Raw genomic sequence first — 21291 nt, forward strand, 5'->3', positions numbered from 1 at the left:
GTGTACGTGGTGAGAAAAATGTCAAGTTTGCTAGTTGTAATAATTTGTATACCATTCATCCTATTTTATGATCATCAAAGTTTGGCTTCTGCCAATAAGGTTACAACACCAATCTATGTATCTGAGGACACTTCAATCGTTTACGAGGGTATCCATACTAGAATGGTTTATGAGGATGTAAATCCTGGATATCTTGATGTTGGCTATCAAGGAACGTTTGGTGATCCATTAGAGGTTCAAGTGAACATCGAAATTACAGGTGTTACAGATGGCGGTATATACAACACAAATGTTATCCCACAATTTAATGTCGGAACAGCAACACTGAACGGTAGTCCCTTTACAAGTGGAACGACGGTTAGTGCTGAAGGCACTTATACTCTTGTAGTTACATCTGGAGGCCAACAAGAAATGGTACAATTTAGGATAGATAAAACGCCTCCTACTGCAATTGTGCTAATAAATAATGGAAGCTTATTCACCAATCAACAATATGTGAATGTGAGAATTACACCAGATTCAGGTGTGAACGATATCGTTCATATGAGGTATTCGGTTAATGATTCTCCTGTATCCACCACTCAACCATATCATTCAGAATTTTCCATCGGGGTAGGAAGTACTAACGGAGAAAAGTCTGTAAGAATTCAATTAATAGATGCGGCGGGAAATGTATCTCCACTGTATAAATGGAATTTTTCTCTGAACTCGAATATTCCAACGGGAACTCTAACGATTAATGGCGGTGCTACCTATACAACAGTGAGAGAGGTAGATCTCCTTGTAACACCTGATGCAAATGCTAATGAAATTGTTAAAATGCAATTTTCAACGGACAATAATGGTTGGTCTTCAGAAGAGAGCTATAGCCCAAGCAAAAGCTTTACCTTGCCAGCGGGAGATGGAATCAAGACGGTATACGTAAGATTTATCGATCGAGCAGGTAATGTAGGTTCAGCTCAAAATAGTATCATTTTGGATACGACCGCACCTGTTGTTCGTGGTGTAGCAGAAGGAGGAAGTTATACTTCCTCACGAACCATTACATTTAACGAAGGTGCTGCAACACTAAATGGTGGTTCTTTTGTGAGTGGGACGACTGTGGATACTGATGGTTCCTATGTACTCGTGGTTACGGATAGCGCCGGTAACTCAACTACCATAACATTCAGTATCAATAAACAAGCTCCAGTTAGATATACCGTTAAATACGACGGAAATGGTGCTACTGGCGGACAAGAACCAGTCGATAGTCAATTTTACGAAAATGGACATGACGTTACAGTATCTGATAATAGTGGGAATTTAGTCAGGACTGGTTTTATGTTTAATGGATGGAATACAGAAGCAGATGGTAGTGGGATGAATTATGTGGCAAATAACACGTTCACTATTAACGCTTCAGATGTCATACTGCATGCCATGTGGAAAATGAATTCTTATACCTTGTCATTTGAATCAAATGGAGGCAATGTTGTCGCAACGCAGAATCTATTTTATAACGCAACAGCGATAGAGCCGACTGCTCCAACCAGACCAGATTATACATTTGGTGGTTGGTTTAAAGAAGCAGCCTTCATTAACCAGTGGAACTTTAAGAAAGATGTCGTTACGGCGAATAGTACGTTATATGCAAAGTGGAATATGAACAATTCTTCTAACAATAATGGAGGAGGAAGTAATCCACCGCCTCCTCAAAATTCAATACCCGTACCAACACCCGATCCGCAACCAACACCAGACGAATCCAAATCTGAACCTGAACCTGAACCACCCGTCGTTACTTTTGACGACCTTTCAGGACATTGGGCAAAAGAAATGATTGAGGAATTAGCTAGTCAAGGGATAATAGCAGGGTATCCCGACGGTTCTTTTCACCCGAATGAACACATCAAGCGCCATCATATGGCTCTACTATTCACACGTGCTTTCGAGATTAAACCCATACGTGCGGCAGTTTCGTTTTCTGATGTATCCCCAAGCCATCCTTACTATGAAGTCATCATGTCACTGCAACAAGCAGGAATAGTGGATGGAACAAAGGGGAACTTTAATCCGAATCATTCGCTGACTCGTGCAGAGATGGCCAAAATTTTGACGCTGGCCCTTGGAATAAAACCTGGTGGAACAGTTGCTTTCCAAGATGTACCTACAACGCATTGGAGCTATGATTACATCGCTGCATTGGCAGAACTAGAGATTGTACTCGGGGATAACGGAAAATTTAAGCCGGATGAACCCGTGACACGTGCACAGTTTGTGGCAATGATGTACCGAGCCTTGAATGTTATACAATAAGCATCTAATTACATTAATCAGCAACGTATTCGGAAGGTGCATATCTTAGTTACGGTAAATAGAAAAACACGAGGGACTGCATTCGCGCCTCGTGTTTTTTTCTGTATCATCCTAACTCATGGCTGTTGATTGCAGAAACGGTCGATATATTCGGCACATTTCCACCTAGATCGTGAGCTGCGACATGTAAACGATCCATTCCGAGTTCGTCTAAAAGCTGACTGAACAGCGTAATAGGATTGATGGGGAAGTACTAAAGACTTTATAAGCATAATTGACAATTGTACTCCTGTGTACTATATTGTACTTGTATAATAAGTACAATATAGTACAGGTTGCAGCGCCGAATTTTTAACAGAACGGTGTTTAAACGCAAAGTAAGGAGGAGAATGATGAAAAATGAACCTCGATTTGGAGTGGAACATACTCAAGCGGAAAGTGCAGTAATGACACAAGTCATCACTGACAAAGAAACTGGAGTGCAATATCTACTAGCTATTTTCCCTAATGTTGGATCAGGACTTACCGTGTTACTGGATAAAGAGGGTAAACCTTTACTAAAAAAATAATCTAATCGGAGTATGTATATGGAGATTATCATAAGCAGCAATACAAGTAAGCCCATTTACGAACAGATAACATCACAGATCAAAGCGATGATTATGAGTGGGGAATTAAAGACTGGCGACCCCATTCCATCGATGCGCGCTATGGCAAAATCTATTCATGTCAGTGTGATTACTGTTCAAAAGGCCTATGAGGATTTGCAGAGGGACGGTTTTATAGAGACTACCGTAGGACGGGGAAGTTTTGTATCCGCGCAAAACAAAAATTTCTATCAAGAAGAAATCCAGCGTAAAGCTGAGGGACTTTTGCAGGAAGCCGCAGATATCGGGCGTACAAATGGGATCCCTGTCGAAAAACTCATTGAGTTATTAAAGCTGTTCTATGAGGAGGAGTAATGATCATGAATCATGCTTTGACTGTAAATGGACTGACAAAGACTTATCACGACTTTGTTCTGGACAATGTATCATTTCATGTGCCTCGCGGGTCGATTGTAGGGTTGATTGGCCAGAACGGGGCAGGAAAGAGCACAACGATCAATTCGATTCTTGGATTGAAAAATAAGGATTCCGGCACGGTGACGATTTTGGGCAAGCAGGATCAGGAAATTGATAATGCCGTTCGCAATCAGATTGGTGTTGTTTTTGACGGCAGTAATTTCCCGGAAGGATTATCACCTAAAAAGCTAAACCGTGTCTTCCAAAATATCTTTGCAGCTTGGGACGAAGAGAAATACTATTCTTTGCTAAATGAACTATCCTTACCTGCAAACAAAAAGATCAAAGAGTTTTCTAAAGGGATGAAAATGAAGCTGTCTATCGCTGTCGCACTTTCGCACGGTTCCAAACTTCTGATCCTGGATGAAGCGACGAGCGGACTTGATCCTGTTGTTCGCGATGATATTCTGGATCTATTTTTGGAATTTGTGCAGGACGAAAGCAACTCTATCCTGGTATCCTCACATATCACAAGTGATTTGGAAAAAGTTGCTGATTATATCGTATTCATTCATAACGGTAAGGTTATTTTTAACAAACCAAAGGATGAATTGCGATATAAGTACGGGATCATTAAATGTGGTACAGCACAGTATGATGCCCTTGACAAACAAGATATAATCGCTTACCGGAAGCAGGATTATGCTTGGGAAGTATTAGTTGACGATAAAGATTTGGCACAAAAGAAATACCCGAATGCAGTGATTGATCCTGCCACAATTGATGATATTATGCTGTTGTATATCAAGGGGGAGAGAACATGAGAGGGCTTATGCTGAAAGATTTCTATGCTATTAAGGATGCGTTGCTTATCCCCCTAATATTAATGATCGTCATTGGAATCGTTTTGTCCGTCGTAAGCTCTCCTTGGCTTTTGATTGTGATCGCAGGAACCTCATTTGGAATGATGGCGGTAATGAGCATTCAAAGTGACAAAACAGCGCAGTGGGATAAATTTTGCGCTACGCTCCCTGTCTCAAGGATTCAAAGCGCTTCAAGCAAATATGGTTTGTATGTGCTCCTTAGTTTATTTGGAATTTTGGTTGCTACGATCATTTGTGTAATTGCTTCAATGATATTATCTAGCTTTGAGTCATCTGCTGTATATGTGAATGTATCCTTTGCGCTGATTCTTGCATTTCTTCCAGCCAGTGTGAATATCCCTAGTTCTTTTTTACTCGATGGAGAAAAAAGTATTGCCGGAATAATCCTTTCTTATGTAGTTACTGCCCTTGCCATTGCAGGATTAAGAACATTGCTAGGCTACTATATGAACATCGAAGAAAATCTGCTTTTAGTATATGGAATCGTAGCTGCCTTTAGTGTAGTCGTATATATACTCTCATGGATCCTATGCCCAAGATGGCTAAGTCGTAAAGAATTATGATGCAAAAACAGGTAACTTTAATCAATGTAGTACAACCGAATGATCCGTTATCTCAGAGCCAGACGCTAAAGCGCAGAGCCGATGACCGCGAGCAGAATCGCAGTTATCGGCTCTCTTTGCATTCATTCATAACGTTCGATACTCATTTCTACACTGGAGGGCTAAAAATCGATTGTACTTGGTGGTAAACAGTGTTACTCTAAAAGTCTGTGTTCGACAATATATTCAATAATAGCCACCAATTTAGTTATAAAGAAAGGTAACACTATGATAAAAGTTGAAAACTTATCCTTCTCATTTCCACAAAAGGAACTATATAGAAACATTTCATTTACGTTTGAAGAGACACAACATTGTGCTTTTATTGGAACAAGCGGCAGTGGGAAAAGTACACTGATCGATATCCTGATGGATCCGGAACGTTATTTGTTCGAGGGCAAGTTAGAGATAGACCCCGATTGCAGAATCGGGTATGTGAGTCAGTTTTTGCAAGTAGACAAAACGAAAGATATGACCGTTTTTGAATACATCGCAGAAGAATTCATCAAGATACAAGATGAAATCACAGCCATTTATGCTGAAATGGAAACCACATCGGATATGGATTCCCTTATGGAAAAGGTTCAATTAGCTTTGGATGCCTTCGAGGCGATGGATGGGGATAATTTCGAAAAAACCATTAATAAGCAGCTAAACCTGGCCAACCTCATGAAGCTCAAAGACCTTAGTATATCCGCCATAAGTGGCGGGGAATTCAAACTTATTCAAGTGATGAAGGAAATGCTGAATCGTCCAGACTTAATGATTATGGACGAACCCGATGTATTTTTAGACTTTGAAAACCTGAACGCGCTTAAAAAATTGATTAACACCCACAAGGGAATGCTGCTGGTCGTTACGCACAACCGATATCTATTGAACCATTGTTTCAACAAAATCATACACCTGGAAAACACAGAGCTTCAAGAGTTTGACGGGCGCTATATTGATTACAACTTCTCGTTGCTTCAGACTAAGATCGAGCTGCAAGAAATCGCAGTTGCTGAAGCTGAAGAAATTGAGAGATACGATCACATCATCGACAATCTTAGAGAGATCGCCACATATAATTCGGAAGCCTCCAGAGGCAGAGCGTTAAAAGCCAGAGTCAAGTTTCAAGAGAGATTGGAAGCACGTCGAATAAAAGAGCCATTTGTCGATATCAAGCAGCCGAATATCCGTTTTGGTACCGATAAGGAAATGGAAGACACCGTTGTGGTAAACGTCAATAACTATAGCGTTGCCTTTGACGAGTTGCTTTTGGAAAATGTGAACTTCGAGATAAAATCGACAGATAAAGTAGCCCTGATCGGTCCAAACGGTACCGGGAAAACGACTTTACTGCGAGAAATCTTTAAAAACAATCAGGATTCCATTGAAATCAATGCGGATGTTAATGTGGCTTATTTATCTCAGGTACAAGGCGAAATGCTCAAAGATTCGAATACCATACTAAATGAATTCATAGATTCCGGGTTTCAAACGTATGACGAGATTAGATCGTATCTTCCAGACTATGGCTTTGAAGGAGAAATCCTTGATCAAAAGATCGAATCGTTATCTGGCGGAGAAAAAAATATGCTTCAATTAGCTAAAGTTTCTGCCAGTCAAGCCAACGTATTGCTTCTTGATGAACCGACAAGCCATTTAGACATCTATACTCAAATCGCATTGGAGAAAGCCATTGAAGACTACAAAGGTGCGATTATCATGATTTCTCATGATTTCTATTCTGTTGTCAATGGTATGGATTATGTTCTAATTATTGAGGACAAGACGATTAGTAAAATGAGTATAGAAGAATTTAGACAGATGATTTATACTAGTCATTTTGATGAAGACTATCTAGAAAATGAACAAAAGAAAAAGTCTGTTGAAATGAAAATCGAATTGGCTTTAAAAGATACTAATTTTGAACTTGCCAAAGGTTTGGTTGATGAGCTAGAAGAGCTGATTAAGTTGCTTTAAGTTACAACGCTTGGATTGAAATGATAGACCAGAAAAAAGTCGCTATCTTAGCGACTTTTTTTTGTTTAGTAGTCCAATCGAAGGTCAATCATGTTTATGCGTAATGTATCGCAACCGTATCTAATAAGAAAAGAATCGGATCAGAATCACATTGCTTGATCCGTTGGACGAACTAAAATCTCGTTGACCGCAACGCGACGTGGGCGAGTAACAATAAATTCAATCGTTTCCGCAATATCTTCTGCTTCAAGAACTTCAATATGGCTCAGAATATTAGAAAGTTGTTCACGCACGTCGTCACGTAAGTGATTACCTAGTTCCGTTCCCACTGCACCTGGCTCTAAAACAGCCACACGAACGTTAAGCCCGGCAGTCTCTTGCCGCAGCGCTTCAGTAAACGCTGCAACACCAGATTTCGTGAGACTATATACCGCTTGCCCTGCCGATGGTTTGCGTCCAGATACTGAACTAATATTAATTAAATCAGTAACTTTCCGTTCGGAAGTCATGGCTGATTGGATTAGATGCGGTAGTGCAGCATGGGATATGTATAACAACCCATTTATATTCACGGATATCATCCGTTCCCATTCGATTGAGGGCGCCTCTGCCACACCCCCGATTAACATGAGTCCTGCATTATTTATAACGGTGTCCAAACGTCCATATTTATCGATAACCTGCTGAACTGCATGTTCCGCTTGCTTCTTATCTGTTATATCTGTTTCTATTACAAGAACCTCACCTCCAAGGTTCTTTAGCTCGGAAGCCAGATTCTCCAATCGATCTCTACGACGTGCGACAAGGACAACGGTTGCTCCTTGAACAGCGAGCCTTCTGGCAGTCGCTTCACCGATTCCACTACTTGCTCCAGTTACCAACGCCACCGTATCTTGCAATTTCTTAAACATGTTATATTCCTCCTCAAATTTTATTTGCTAAACGCTAAGATGTTACTGTTGTAACGTCTTGTTGAGCTCAGTATAATGTGTATAACATAAAGATATCAATGCGTTTTAAGGCAAGTGTGACATAAAAGGAGATGTTGTAATGTCAAACCCATCTAATCAACTCAGAAGTGCACTGACGAAAGAATGGATCTTCGATGCACTCATGATATTAATGCAAACCAAAAATTTAAATAATATATCTATTACCGAGGTGTGTACAAAAGCTGGTGTTTCACGCATGGGGTTCTATAGAAATTACAACATTATTGAGGATGTAATCGTGGAACGCATTGATCAAGTGTTTACTGACTTTTTTGATCAGGCATTGGCAGGGGAGAACTTTGATAATTATTATTCAACACTATTATTTTTCAGATGTTTCAGGAATGAGAAAATCTTAGTAGAAAATCTGGTAAAGTCCAACGTTAGTTACTTATTGCTGGCCAAGTGTAATGAATACCTGCACAAATTAGCCACAAGAATTGTAGTTAAAACCTACGACGATTCTTTCAAAGAAAACTATATTGCTAAGTTTTATGTAGGTGGATTTTATTGCGTTTTAATCGAATGGGCGTTAAATGGCATGAAAGAAAGTGATACGTATATGGCTGATATTTTGTATGAGTTCTGCGGGGTCACTATTCCGAAGGGAAATGCTGAAAAAATAGTGTAATTTAAGGTGGAGAACACCCCCTGGTGAAGCTCCTAATAATCCACTTTGGGTTTATTTATTGATTCCTCTTGGCGCTATTGTAATTACGTCTCTTTTTGATGATCCTTAATGATTGAGTAGCTAACGTATATTTATTCTTATAAGATAAATGTAAATCCCCCTGTATGCGGATTGATCCGCATACAGGGGGATTACTTCTAGAAACAGCTAAACGAGCTAATTCGCTGCAGATCAATGCCGGTGTACAGCCAGAAGAAGCCATTCCAGCGGAAGCCAGCCACCGAATTTCTACCTACAAATACCGGGTACATCCAGAAGCCGGGACCACGATCCGGCCAAATATATGTGTAGCGAAACAGACAGCCGGATATGGCTCTCGGATCTACCGCAAATAACGAAGCCGGTTGCTGTGGAATGAATGATGGTGGCGGACCGGTAGGTGCTTGCACGCCTTGTGGTCCGCCTCCTCCACCCCCGGGGAACGATGGCGGACCAGGCATTCCACCAGGTCCTCCGGGACCCCCAGGTCCGCCAAACCCTCCACCAGGTCCAAAAGGAGGTAAAAATGTCATATAACATCACTCCTGTTCATTAGTCTAATGTATTGTATGTAGGCAATTGAACAGGGGAATGGGTGGGAGCCTATAGAAGGCCGCTAATTTGGTCATAACCCTGTCAGGCGTTAAGGAATGGTTTGGGTGGAACGTTTAATTCTAATTGATCCAGATAGAATTTTAATTTTTGGTGCAGGTGTCATCGGGAGCATGTACGCAATTAAGTTTATTGAAGCAGGGCTTGAGGTAACCCTGTTTACACAATCTAATCGATTTAAATCATTTATTTCGTTACCTTTCGTTATGATCGATCCGAATCAGCATTGTTAGCGCTAAAAGATAATCAAAGCAAAAATATAGTTAAGTTGACTAGTAATTCAATTGGATTTTCTTCGTGGCTGGATATCGCAGGAGATAGACTTTTACCATCTTTTCCGGGATTCGGCGGACAGATAAAAGATGGAGTATTGCATGCTCGATTCCTGAGATTGTGCAGCTGAGTAATGATTTAATAAAATTTTTAAATCAAAATGAGATCAAAACAGAAATACAGGACACAACTAACGGGAGGGAAACTCATCCGATCTGCAATTTAAGAGATTTATGTATTCAAAAGTACTTCATCTTTATAGGAATAGGTGGTCGTTTGAAGATGATAAAGGTAATAAATGACTTCCATGTTAACTACCAACCCTACTGAAACTGGATAATTTTAGTAATATTAAATGAAGACAAAATTTGCTAAAATATTATATAGTAATTCTACTAATTCAGCCATGCTAGCGGAGGATTGATCGGAAAGTATGAAAGAGTTTTTGAGCGAGCAGTCCATTGAAGCATTTAGATCAATCATAAATCACAATCCAGATGCCACGTTTATCGTTTCCAACGAAGGGACGATCGTAGAAGTAAATGAAGGGGTTAAAGAGTGTTTAGGATTTCAAAAGAGTGAAATTATGGGTTCATCCTACAAAGATCTCTTTTGTCAACATCAGCTTGATTTGATCATCCGATATTTTTCGGAGGTCTTAAAGGGTGCATCGTGTCAATATGTTGCCGAAGCCCATCATAAAAATGGAGATATCGTTTATTTGCAAATTAAGCAAGTTCCTTTATTTTTTGAAGGTAAGGTAAATGGTATTTTTGGAGTGGCTAAAAACATTACGGAGTATAGGCAGCTGCTTAAGGCTTTGAAAGAAAGCGAAGAGCGCTATCGACTCTTAGCCGATAATTCCCTCGATCTGATCCAGTTGATCAACCTGGATGGCATTGTGGAGTACGCCTCTCCTTCTCATAAAATGGTGCTTGGCTTCGATCCAAAAGAATATATAGGTAAATGGGTATTCTACCAACCAAATGGAGATGTGGACGATAAGTTTCGTACAGTATTTATGAGTATGTTGCTTTTGAGAAAGCCCTTTACCTATGAAATAGAGCGGCAGCACGAACAGGGCTATCCTGTATGGCTGGAGATGAAAGGAACACCCATGTTCGACGAGGACAGTGATTTCAAAAACATGATGCTCGTGGGAAGAGAAATTACAGAGCGCAAAAAGCATCAAGTTCAACTGGAACAATTAAGTTATCATGATGCACTTACCGGTGCCCCTAACCGGAGATATCTCAATAAAATGCTCAGTGATGTTTTGAGTGCAGGAACGACAAGCGTTGGTCAGTTAGCCGTCATGTTTGCTGATCTAGACAATTTTAAACAGATCAATGATACATTAGGTCATGATGCAGGGGATGAATTGCTTCGACAGTTTGTAAAGCGGGCAGGAGCTTGTCTCCAAGAACAAGATGTTCTGGCCAGAATGGGTGGTGATGAATTTGTCTTTGTACTTCCTCACGTCAAATCCTCCTCAGAACTCAGTCTTTTGGCTGAAAACATCTTAAAAACATTGCAACTTCCTTGGATCCTCGATGGGGAGGAGCTCTATACGACTTCAAGCATCGGTATTGCCTTCTATGAAGAAGACGATTCAGTAAAAGAACTGCTTCAAAAAGCAGATGCAGCACTTTATCTTGCCAAAGCGGAAGGCAAAAATACATATCGCATCTACTCATTCCGTGACTTGTCAAAGCCCTGAATGTATACTTGCGATGAGTTCTTCCCGAAATAATAAGAACACTGACAATGAAAAATAGATCTACCAGCTACGACAGCGCTGATTCAATTAAAAGTGACGGCGCTGTTTGTTGTATTCAAATTCTCTACTACGAAAATCAATTCTTCAGTACCACGGATGGAGCAACCCAAGGCGGAACTTGATTATATGAGGCGTTCCTCTAGGGTTACTGGATAAGCATCTGCTGAACAGCAATATTTCACTTTCGGAAGCTCGAGTTCTATATGAGATTGGAAATACAGATAATTGCACTGCCAGAACACTCATTGACCTTCTAGGCATTGACGCGGGCTATCTAAGCCGAATATTGAAACGTTTCGAAAAATTGGCTTTAACTTACCGTGTACAATCTCAAAAAGATGGCAGATCCTCCTTATTGTACTTGACTGCCCTAGGTGAAGAAACACTTTCAAAACTGAATGATCTATCTGATGATCAGATTCGTAATATGGTTATTCAATTACCAGAACGAAGCAAAGATAGCATGATCAGGGGTATGACTGCTATAGAAAGGGCACTGTCGGATATTTCTGCAGAGCAGAGCATACAAATTCGGTCTGTTTTGAAACCAGGAGATGTCGGTATGCTCATTCATTTACATGGGTGGATTTACGCAAGGGAATGCGGATATAATCATATATTTGAAGCATATGTTTGTAAAACCTTTTATGATATGCTCATCGCCTATAACCCAGACAAGGATCGGTTCTGGTTAGCGGAATTGGATGGAGAAATCATAGGTAGTATAGCTATTATTGGCCAAAACATTGAAAGTGTACAGCTCAGATGGTTTATGTTGCATCCGAATTTTAGAGGAATGGGACTCGGGAAAAAACTTTTCCAGGAAGTGATGAATTACTGCACTGAAAAGGGTTACCAACGTATCATGCTGGAGACAACAGAAGACCAAAAAACAGCCATAGGCATGTATGAAAGAGCAGGGTTTAGAAAAATTTCCGAACATGAAAACCATTCATGGGGTTCGCGTCATATCGAACAGACCTATGAGCTCCATCTGAATGAAAAAAATTAGACTATGAAACCCGATATATAATGATAACAACCATGATTTAAAGGACGATGATCTATCTAAATACAGAACTCTCAGAGAGTTTTAAGGAGCAGCCCGCACGGGCTGCTTTTTTTTGTATGCGTACGGAGTACATCAATACCTTTCGAAATAGTGATCTTATGGAGCTGAAACGTTGACTTCAAACTTCAAAGTGTACCTGTGAACAACCCTCGATGTATATCGAAGAGAATAATCGTCATAATAAGGAAATGTTGCTGGAAGAAGGGAGGTAAATCATGTGGATGAACATACTGCCACGAATACAAAAGAGGAGAATATCACCAAAAGTTTGAACGAATCCATTGGTAGAATTGAAGAAATCTTTACGAATACCCCCGACTTAATCATCCGAAAGTTATGCATAAAACAGACCGGAGAACCAGCCGCCATAATCTATATGGAAGAATTAACAGATAAAGCATCACTTAATCAGAATGTCCTTGCTCCGCTTCAACTAGAAACCGGAAATCCCTCCGGAGATTTCATTACAACAGTGGGTTATGTCAAACCTCACTCCACGTGGGAAGAGCTCAGACTTTCCATTATACTCGGCTACAGCGTGTTATTCATTGAAGGAAGAAGTACTGCATACGCATTGGATACAAAAGGATTTCCGCAACGCGCTATTGAGGATCCTCAGCAAGAGCCCTCACTGAAAGGAGCTCATCAAGGGTTTATAGAGACAGGTTCTCAAAATATAGCCATGATCCGTCGTTATATTGCGGACAAAGAGTTAAAGGTGAAGCGGTATATTGTTGGACAGCGGGGACAAACGCCAGTATCTTTGCTTTATTTAGAAGATGTGACCCAACCGGACATCATTAAAGCGCTCGAAGAACGGATTCAATCCATTGATGTGGATGCCATCATTAACACCGGAGAATTGGCTGAATTTATTGAGGACCAACCGCTTGCGTTGCTTCCCCAAATGATTACGACAGAGAGACCGGATACGGCTGCTTCTCAAATACTGCAGGGGCGTTGTGTCATTGTAGTCGATGGTTCGCCAAGTGTTCTCGTTGCGCCGGCTACGTTCATGTCTTTTTTTCAAACGGTTGATGATTACAGTTCTCGATGGTCCATTTCGTCATTTCTCAGAATATTGCGCATCTTTGCCTTTTTCATCGCTATTTTTTTGCCTGGATTTTTTATAGCCGTCATTTCGTTTCATTTTGAGATTATACCATTGAAGCTGTTATTAACGCTTGGTGAGTCACGGGGGCAAGTTCCATTCCCACCATTTGTTGAAGCGATCATTATGGAAATTACACTTGAGATGCTAAGGGAAGCGGGAGTTCGTCTTCCAGCTCCAGTAGGACAAACCGTAGGAATCGTTGGTGGTATTGTCATTGGACAGGCAGTTGTGCAGGCAGGATTAATCAGCAATGTAATGGTTATCGTGGTGGCTTTTACAGCTATTTCATCTTTTATTATTCCCAATCAAGACATGATGGCAGCTGTACGAATTATGCGGTTCATGATGATGATACTAGCTAGCTGGTTCGGATTTGTAGGACTTGTCATTGGCATGATGAGCTTCATCATCCGGCTAATAACATTAAACTCGCTCGGTAATTCCTATAGCACACCTATAGCACCATTTCGGGCCATGGATTGGAAGGATACCTTACTGCGGTTGCCTTTGTGGATGATGAACAACCGCCCTGTAAGCACGAAATCCCGCCAGTCGATAAGGCAGGGAAAAAGCAGAGGATGGAAGGAGAAGAAATAAACCATGAAGTCATTACGCCCGGTAACGATGCTTCAATTCATTCTTATTATTTCTTCTTTCCAAATCAGCGTTGCTTTTTTGTCTATTCCCAGAGAGCTGGCGAGGCATGCGGGAACAGATGGCTGGATGGTCATTTTCTTAGGCTGGGGGCTGGCCACGGTATCCTCTGTAGTAATCGTCAAGCTGATGAAACATAGTCCAGACAGTTCAATACTCGAATTGATTCAGCGTTATACTGGCGTGTGGGCAGCAAAAGTAGCTGCTTTTATATTTATGGTCTATTATTTGCTTCTGGCATATGACGGTTACATGATCGCTTCACTCGTTATTAAATTATGGTTATTGCCAAGCACGTATATCTATATTCTAGTTCTACTTCTGCTCATCCCCACATTCCAGATTGCGCAGCATGGTTTTCAGGCGATCGGGCGGTACAGCGAAATAGTCACAATGCTCTCCATATGGATTCCGTTCATTTATATATCTACACTGAGTAATGCCCACTGGCTCTATTTACTGCCCATCTTAAAGGAGGGGTGGCTTCCGATTCTTTCATCCATAAAATTTATGATCTATCCTATGCTTGGCATCGGCCTGGTTTTGTTTCTCTATCCCCAACTAGTAAACAAAGAAAAAGCATTACCTGCCATGATCATCTCCAACACGCTCACTTGCATCGTTTACTTAGGAATCACCCTGATTTGTTACGTGTATTTTAGCCCTGATGAGATCGGGGAGTATAACGACCCGGTGATTAGCATTATGAAGTCCGTTGAATTTCAGTTTATTGAGCGGGTGGAAGTGGTATTCATTGCATTTTATCTATTTGTGTTCTCATGCATATGGATTCCCTCTATGTATCTTGTATCAAGGTGCTCCGCGTCGCTGGTGGGAAAAGGTCAGGAAAGATACCACCTTGCCGTGTGGTGTATTGTCATTGAGATTAGCTTTCTCCTGTATCGGCCCAGCTTTATCGAATCTACTCAAATAAACTATGCACTCAATTATATTGGTTTTATGATGGAGTTTGCTCTGCCTGCGGGCATTCTTCTATATGTAGCGATCCGCAAAAAGATGGGAGGGGGGCAACGCAGATGAGATGGGTCGGAAAATTCATTATCTCGGTTGTTTCCTGTATTTTATTAGTTGCGCTCGTAGGTTGTGCCAATGATAAAACCAATTTGGAAGATGCAACGGTTCCTTTGGCTCTTGGATTGGATGTCAAAGATAAAAAGCTCCATTATTATATTTCTACTCCTGTATTCAGTAAAGATATTCAAAAGAAAAGCCGTGAAGGGGAAGGAATAGCAGAAGGTTTAAGACAGTCGAGAAATCAGCAGGATGCCCAATTTCCCGGTTCACTTGCGGGACGTAATTTTCAAGTCATCATTGTAGGGAAACAATTGCTTCAATATAAGGATTGGTTTAAAGTACTTGATGTCATGTTCCGCGATCCTCGCAATACGATTACCGACCGCATTATTGCTTTTGACGGTCCAATGGAGGATATTTTCAATTTACAAGCCAAAGATCAACCGCCGTTACCTTTATTTATCAAAGCGATTGTCGATTCAGGAAGCAAAAGTTCAGCTACTGTAAAAACAACCGCGCAGGAGCTACATAGACAATTGTATGATCGTGCGATGACGCCTTCCATCTCGGAAATCAAGATCGAAAATAATAAAATCATGCTAAAAGGAACGACTCTTTTATCCCGAAAAGGGGAGTACAGAACTTCCCTGACCTATCAGGAAACGTCACTTCTTCACATTTTGAAAAATGAAGCTGAACCAGGAGTCAGTCTCACTTTTCCTGTTGATGATTCACAACAATCATTGCCATTTAATATCGACAAAGTGAGTTTTTCTTTAGGTGACATATCGTTAAAAACGAAATCCTCTCATGAAAATGGCAGATTTCAATTCAACATTAAAGTGAAGTCGATCGTCAGCATAAATGAAAAGTTTCTTGAATTTGAACTTCTGGAAAATTCCGAGGAAATGGCAAATAAATTAAGCAAAGAAATGAAAAAAAGCATTGAGGCGCTCATTAGAAAGTGCCAAGACTATAATATCGATCCTTTTGGGTATGGCTTTTATGCCAGGGCATATCAGTATCCCTTATACAAGGAAGCACAGGCCGACTGGGGGAAGGAACTATCCCGAGCACATTTTGATGTGGAAGTTAATCTTCGAATCGGGGCCACTGGAGCAGTGGAGTAATTGAACTAACGAGAAATTATAATTGATCAAAACAAGGAGCAGAGCCGAAAGATAATTGGAGCAAGCTGGAAAAGAAGAGTTAATCTTTTGAACTAGTGAGTAGAAATTTTCCGATAATATTCTCGTTGCTATCGTACAAGTTTATATACTTATCGACTTTTGGTTCATTCATACTCTGAATTGCTTCTTCGGGAGTTTGTGGCAAGTCTTGATTCATATCTGAACTCTTGATGTAACCTTCAATTCCGTCTACACCAAAAGCCTTAACTAGATCTAATTCTGTTTCATCATGATAAAGAAGTGAACCATATGTTTCACCTTTATCATTGATTTTTATTTCCATTTGATCTTTAGAGGGATTAGTATCAGCAGATGCAGCTCCCCAGCCATAAATACCTATTCCAACGCCTAAAGCAAGAGTCACACCAACTGTAATCAATTTTAGTGATTTGGTTTTCATCAGAATATCCTCCTAATGTTGAATGATTGGAGTTTAAGAACGGCAAACACGATGGTAATCCCCAGATCCGTAAACCTCAGTATAATCTATTAAATTACTTAATTTCAAATTAATGTAACACTGCATGTCGTAATTGTAAACCATTTCTAGGTTATTTAGATTTTTATGCAACCGTGGGAAGGAAAAAATTCTTTCACAATCATTGTCAGTACGTTATAATACACTCACCAGATGGATTACCCAACAAAGTGAAATATTGTAATTTAAAATTGGAGGTATGGTTATGGTCAAGAAGAAAAAAATGTCCACAGTCCTCAGCGCAGCTTTAATCGTTTCTATGTTGGCTACTGGCTTGATAGTCGCTATTCAAGGTAATACAACGTTAGAGGTAGCGAAGTCAGCAGGGGATAAAAAGGTAGAAGTTATTAAGTAAAGAAGATAGGTGCGATTCTAGTAGTCCCAAATTAGGGTATTCGAAGCACCTGATGTGGAATCTAAAGACTCCAACAGTGGTAGCAACAAATTTATTACCTCAGCTCGGTTAACCCAGCTGAGGTTTTTTCATTTCCTCGTTGGGGAAGACTGGCGAGAAATTTAAATCAAGGGGTCCCAAGAAACAGGTGAGTTTAATAAGAAGATCGCTATAAATGACTTAACAAGAAGATGTCCCCATTTTCGATTAGGTGAATATCTAAGTGTGAGTGGTGAGTCTCTTTTGAGCGACTAACAGGCTTCGGGGATGGAAAAACTGTTTCTACCTATACCGGAACGATCGTTTTTTTCAGGGCAGCGTACTACTTTCGTATGACTTCAACTCCTATAATTTTGTCTACAATGTCTACGTAGAGAATGATAGGATCCTTTTGTTGCGGCTTAAGTTAAAATCGCAGGGCTCGAATTCTACAGATAATCGCAACCGGGATTAAGGAATAAAAATTCATTAATATGGGGGAACGTTAAGTGATAAAAAGATTGAAATTATCCATGGTATTTTTGCTTGTAATGACGTTGTTTGTGGTTTCTGCTGCTCAGGCGGCTCCAATCGGCCAACTAGACGAGATCTCTATTATTGTTAATGATAATGTAGTCCCGAGTGACGTCAAACCCGTTGTCCATAAAGGAACCACACTTATACCATTAAGGGTCCTTGAAGAATCGCTCGGTGTGTCTCTTAACTGGAACAGTTCTACACAAGCCATAACGGTTATTAAAGGATATACATCGGGTATTTTAATTATTGGCAACCCGACTGCCAGCGTTAAAATCGGTGATGTAGAGGAGGAGGTCGCGCTCGATCAACCTGCAAAGATCATTCAGAACCGGGTTATGGTACCCGTACGTTTTATTGCGGAATTATTTGGAGCAAAAGTAGTATGGAATTCCACCATCAAAACCATCATCATCAGTACTTTACCATCAGTTGTCGAAGAATCGCAGAATTCTACAGGCGATGGAGCCAAGGGAGATAAAGGCGATACCGGAGCAACTGGACCCGTTGGAGCACAAGGACCAGCAGGCTCCACGGGAGCACAAGGAGCTTCGGGGCCACCAGGACCACAAGGCCAAGTGGGACCGCAAGGAAATTCAGGACCAGCTGGAGCACAAGGTCCGGTAGGGCCGCAAGGAGATCCAGGGCCAGTAGGTGCACAAGGTCCGGTAGGGCCGCAAGGAGACCCAGGGCCAGTAGGAGCACAAGGGCCAGCAGGTCCCGCGGGGACTCCTTTTACCTCGGAAGGATTTTCTGTTACCGGTACGACATACTCAATCAATAGTAGCAAGCTATTTTCGAATTGGAGCGAGGCGTCTCCATATTACGGAAGCCCTACATTTAATCCTGCTACAGGGATATTTACGGCACCGGACACTGGTAGATATGCCATACATGCAACTGTTAATTATAAGATTGACGCAGCAATCAGTGTGAGCATAGGAAGAGACATTGATCCGGTTTTTACTGTAAAGAAGAATGACAATATTGATTTAATAAAAGGTTATATGCCTTTCTTTGACGTTAATATACCGTTAATTTTAACTATGAGAACTGTACTAGGTAGTGCAACGGTGACGTTAACCGGTGATGTAGAGCTGCAGGCAGGTGATCAAGTCGGGTTATATTACGAAGCTGATGGTCTATCCATTGGATTCAGTACGGATATAGTATGGTCGATTCATCGGCTATCCTAATACAAGGTTACATATGGAAGTTATGATACTATAGGAGAAACTTACCTGCAGTTGATATCTTTTTTAACAGATAAAAATTTGCAACTAGAAGATTTAGGGATTCATTAGGAGATATGAGGGCAAGGTACTATCGTATCAAGCAATCTTTATGACTTACATTTGAGCTAACGGAGGATTTCAATTTGTGGAGGGGAGGAAGATATGGACTACAATTCACGGAAGGAAGCGGTGTTTGAGGCGAAACAGTTCCGTAACTGTACCATAGCTGCGGGTCGTCGTCATACCGTTGCTCTTAAATCTGACGGAACAGTAACAGCTGTGGGTGATAATAAATTCGGTCAATGTAAGGTAAGCGATTGGTGCCAGATCGTCGAAGTTGCTGCTGGTAATGTTCATATGGCTACGAACACCGGTAATGCCCATACCGTTGGTCTTAAATCTGATGGTACTGTAACAGCTATAGGTTGGAATAAACATGATCAATGCAATGTAAGCGAATGGCACGATATTGTAGCAGTTTCGGCAGGTTGGTGCCGTACTGTTGGGGTTAAATCAGATGGCACCGTGGTTGCGGTGGGGCGAAATAATGAAGGGGAATGCCACGTGAGCAGCTGGCATGATATTGTATCGGTCACAACGGGTGACTGGCATACAGTTGGTCTTAAAATAGACGGAACGGTAACAGCAGTTGGTAACAATAAATATAACCAATGTAGCGTAAACGACTGGAGCGACATATTGGCTGTTTCGGCGGGGTATCTTCATACTGTTGGGCTCAGATCGGATGGCACGGTAGTGGCTGTGGGTAGAAATAATGAAGGTGAATGCGACGTAAGCGGATGGCGCGATATTGTAGCAGTTGCAGCGGGAAGTTATCATACGGTTGGTCTTAAGTCTGACGGTACGACGGTTGCTGTAGGTTCGAATAAACATCACCAATGCGATGTAAGTGGCTGGCATGAAATTCGAGCTGTTTCGGCGGGCTGTGCCCATACGATTGGACTGAAATCGGATGGCACGATAGTTACTGTGGGTGATAACGATTATGGACAATGTGATGTAAGCGGATGGAGTAACATTCAACAATCAATAATGAAATAAGATGCAAAATGTCTTTTGTCTGCTGTTGGCGATGGCGCACTCTATTTCCTGCCTATTATTCTTGCCATTAGTGCAGCGAAGAAATGGGTAGCAATGTTTATGTGGGAGCTGCACTAGCGGCCGGCCTCATGCGCCCGAGCATTATAGCGTTTCTTCAAGAGGGTAATCACACTAAACAATCTTTGCAATGAATAAACACTTGTAGCAACAAATAAAGCAGCTGTCCCTTGTGATCAGCTGTTTTATTTGTTTTATATTCATAACTCAGTAATCAGTAGATATAGTCGAAGTCGAAGGTGCTTTGACAACCATTTAGTTATTTTTTTGCATAATTTTATCCCAGTTGTTAAACATAAGTAAGGATAATATTCATTAACGCAGTGACTGGATCTAAATAATAGGGAATAGCACGTAAAAGGACATTAGCTTAAAGGAGTGTTAAAAAATGAAAGCAGTTGTAATTAATCAATATGGGAGTAAAGAAGCGCTAGTCGAGCAGGAAGTGAATAAACCAAGTGCAGAAGCTAATCAAGTGGTTGTAAAACTAGAGGCTACATCCATTAATCCAATCGATTGGAAATTAAGAGAGGGTTACTTAAAAGAAATGTTTGATTGGGAATTTCCTATTATCTTAGGGTGGGATGCAGCAGGAGTCATAAGTGAAATTGGTTCAAACGTTACGAAGTGGAACGTTGGAGACCGCGTATTCAGTCGCCCTGAAACAACTCGTTTCGGTACGTATGCTGAGTATACAGCAGTTGATGAGCACCTACTGGCAAAACTACCTGATTCAATCTCATATGAGGAGGCTGCAGCGGTACCTTTAGCTGGTTTAACAGCATGGCAGGCATTGTTTACTCATGGCCATTTAAAAGAAGGTGAAACTGTACTTATTCACGCCGGGGCTGGTGGTGTAGGTATTTATGCCATTCAATTAGCAAAGCACGCCGGCGCTCATGTTGTTACAACTGCAAGTGAAAAAAATCATGAACTTCTCTATTCATTAGGTGCTGATCAAGTTATTGATTACAAAAAGGAAAACTTTGAAGACATTCTAAAAGATATAGATTTAGTGTTTGACACGATGGGTGGAGAAGTAGCTGAGAAAAGCTATACGGTACTTAAGCAAAATACCGGAAGATTGATTACCATTGTTGGTGAACCCAATCATGATACGGCTAAGTCTCACAATGTATCAGCAAAGGGGATTTGGCTACAACCAGATGGTGATCAATTGCAGAGAATGGCTGATCTGATGGAAGAGAAAAAGATGAAGTCGATTGTAGGGGCAACATTTCCGTTTAGTAGACAGGGTATTTATGATGCACATGCTTTGAGTGAAACTCACCACGCTGTTGGTAAAATTGTCATTACATTTTAGAAAGGAGACTGAAAAAACGATAAACACATATTCCCATTGAAGTCGCTATTTTAGCGGCTTTTTTTATTTTTATCGGT

At 40.9% G+C, this 21291-nt stretch carries 20 protein-coding genes; 17 read left to right on the forward strand and 3 right to left on the reverse strand.

Translation table 11 applies throughout. The annotated features are described in order from the left end of the window. Nucleotides 1–18 precede the first annotated feature (18 nt). The 6 genes from NYE45_RS15690 (at nt 19) to NYE45_RS15715 (ending at nt 6756) form a co-directional block, all read left to right on the forward strand. On the forward strand, nt 19–2298 hold the full coding sequence (locus NYE45_RS15690; RefSeq protein ID WP_340017381.1) for an S-layer homology domain-containing protein: 2280 nt from the start codon (nt 19–21) through the stop codon (nt 2296–2298). Nucleotides 2299–2690: 392 nt separating this feature from the next. After that, nucleotides 2691–2867: a DUF6440 family protein gene (locus NYE45_RS15695; RefSeq protein ID WP_340013058.1), complete on the forward strand. Its 177-nt coding sequence runs from the start codon at nt 2691–2693 to the stop codon at nt 2865–2867. Between the two features lie 18 nt (nt 2868–2885). Continuing rightward, complete coding sequence (locus NYE45_RS15700) at nt 2886–3260, forward strand: GntR family transcriptional regulator (protein WP_340013059.1); 375 nt, start codon at nt 2886–2888, stop codon at nt 3258–3260. A gap of 5 nt (nt 3261–3265) precedes the next feature. Further along, complete coding sequence (locus tag NYE45_RS15705; protein ID WP_340013061.1) at nt 3266–4126, forward strand: ABC transporter ATP-binding protein; 861 nt, start codon at nt 3266–3268, stop codon at nt 4124–4126. Beyond that, nucleotides 4123–4749: an ABC-2 transporter permease gene (locus tag NYE45_RS15710; RefSeq protein WP_340013062.1), complete on the forward strand. Its 627-nt coding sequence runs from the start codon at nt 4123–4125 to the stop codon at nt 4747–4749. Before NYE45_RS15705 ends, NYE45_RS15710 begins: the two co-directional genes overlap by 4 nt. Before the next feature lie 267 nt (nt 4750–5016). Then, a complete protein-coding gene (locus NYE45_RS15715; RefSeq protein ID WP_340013063.1) occupies nt 5017–6756 on the forward strand; it encodes an ATP-binding cassette domain-containing protein in 1740 nt (579 codons plus the stop codon). Nucleotides 6757–6902: 146 nt separating this feature from the next. Here NYE45_RS15715 and NYE45_RS15720 read toward each other — a convergent pair whose 3' ends face one another. Continuing rightward, nucleotides 6903–7667, reverse strand: a complete 765-nt coding sequence (locus tag NYE45_RS15720; protein ID WP_340013065.1) for an SDR family NAD(P)-dependent oxidoreductase — start codon at nt 7665–7667, stop codon at nt 6903–6905. A gap of 139 nt (nt 7668–7806) precedes the next feature. Between NYE45_RS15720 and NYE45_RS15725 the strand changes: the two genes are divergently transcribed. Beyond that, nucleotides 7807–8379 (forward strand): TetR/AcrR family transcriptional regulator, encoded by a 573-nt coding sequence (locus tag NYE45_RS15725; protein ID WP_340013067.1) that lies wholly within the window; start codon nt 7807–7809, stop codon nt 8377–8379. Between the two features lie 197 nt (nt 8380–8576). On the opposite strand, the gene NYE45_RS15730 is transcribed toward NYE45_RS15725, so the two are convergent. Then, nucleotides 8577–8951, reverse strand: a complete 375-nt coding sequence (locus tag NYE45_RS15730; protein ID WP_339308332.1) for a collagen-like protein — start codon at nt 8949–8951, stop codon at nt 8577–8579. Nucleotides 8952–9143: 192 nt separating this feature from the next. Here NYE45_RS15730 and NYE45_RS15735 point away from each other — a divergent pair, with 192 nt between their 5' ends. From NYE45_RS15735 to NYE45_RS15760, 6 genes are all read left to right on the forward strand, one after another. Next, nucleotides 9144–9263 (forward strand): hypothetical protein, encoded by a 120-nt coding sequence (locus NYE45_RS15735; RefSeq protein ID WP_340017382.1) that lies wholly within the window; start codon nt 9144–9146, stop codon nt 9261–9263. A gap of 473 nt (nt 9264–9736) precedes the next feature. Further along, on the forward strand, nt 9737–11023 hold the full coding sequence (locus NYE45_RS15740) for a diguanylate cyclase (RefSeq protein WP_340013068.1): 1287 nt from the start codon (nt 9737–9739) through the stop codon (nt 11021–11023). Nucleotides 11024–11258: 235 nt separating this feature from the next. Continuing rightward, on the forward strand, nt 11259–12095 hold the full coding sequence (locus tag NYE45_RS15745) for a helix-turn-helix domain-containing GNAT family N-acetyltransferase (protein ID WP_340017383.1): 837 nt from the start codon (nt 11259–11261) through the stop codon (nt 12093–12095). Nucleotides 12096–12372: 277 nt separating this feature from the next. Beyond that, a complete protein-coding gene (locus NYE45_RS15750) occupies nt 12373–13866 on the forward strand; it encodes a spore germination protein (RefSeq protein ID WP_340013070.1) in 1494 nt (497 codons plus the stop codon). A 3-nt stretch (nt 13867–13869) separates the two neighbouring features. Further along, nucleotides 13870–14964, forward strand: coding sequence for an endospore germination permease (locus NYE45_RS15755; RefSeq protein ID WP_340013071.1), 1095 nt, complete (start codon nt 13870–13872; stop codon nt 14962–14964). Next, the gene (locus tag NYE45_RS15760; protein ID WP_340013072.1) at nt 14961–16088 is read left to right on the forward strand and encodes a Ger(x)C family spore germination protein; all 1128 of its coding nucleotides are present in this window, start codon (nt 14961–14963) and stop codon (nt 16086–16088) included. The genes NYE45_RS15755 and NYE45_RS15760 overlap by 4 nt, the downstream gene beginning before the upstream one ends. A 79-nt stretch (nt 16089–16167) precedes the next feature. Here the strand turns inward: NYE45_RS15760 and NYE45_RS15765 are convergent, their stop codons facing one another. Then, a complete protein-coding gene (locus NYE45_RS15765; RefSeq protein ID WP_340013073.1) occupies nt 16168–16548 on the reverse strand; it encodes a hypothetical protein in 381 nt (126 codons plus the stop codon). 283 nt (nt 16549–16831) lie between these two features. Between NYE45_RS15765 and NYE45_RS15770 the strand changes: the two genes are divergently transcribed. From NYE45_RS15770 to NYE45_RS15785, 4 genes are all read left to right on the forward strand, one after another. Continuing rightward, complete coding sequence (locus NYE45_RS15770; protein ID WP_340013074.1) at nt 16832–16981, forward strand: hypothetical protein; 150 nt, start codon at nt 16832–16834, stop codon at nt 16979–16981. Nucleotides 16982–17508: 527 nt separating this feature from the next. Next, nucleotides 17509–18732, forward strand: a complete 1224-nt coding sequence (locus NYE45_RS15775) for a stalk domain-containing protein (protein ID WP_340013075.1) — start codon at nt 17509–17511, stop codon at nt 18730–18732. A gap of 201 nt (nt 18733–18933) precedes the next feature. Then, complete coding sequence (locus tag NYE45_RS15780) at nt 18934–19833, forward strand: chromosome condensation regulator (RefSeq protein ID WP_340013077.1); 900 nt, start codon at nt 18934–18936, stop codon at nt 19831–19833. A gap of 445 nt (nt 19834–20278) precedes the next feature. Further along, nucleotides 20279–21214: an NADP-dependent oxidoreductase gene (locus NYE45_RS15785; protein WP_340013079.1), complete on the forward strand. Its 936-nt coding sequence runs from the start codon at nt 20279–20281 to the stop codon at nt 21212–21214. Nucleotides 21215–21291 lie beyond the last annotated feature (77 nt).

The sequence above is a fragment of the Paenibacillus sp. FSL K6-1318 genome (genome assembly GCF_037976905.1).
GTDB lineage: Bacteria > Bacillota > Bacilli > Paenibacillales > Paenibacillaceae > Paenibacillus > Paenibacillus amylolyticus_A.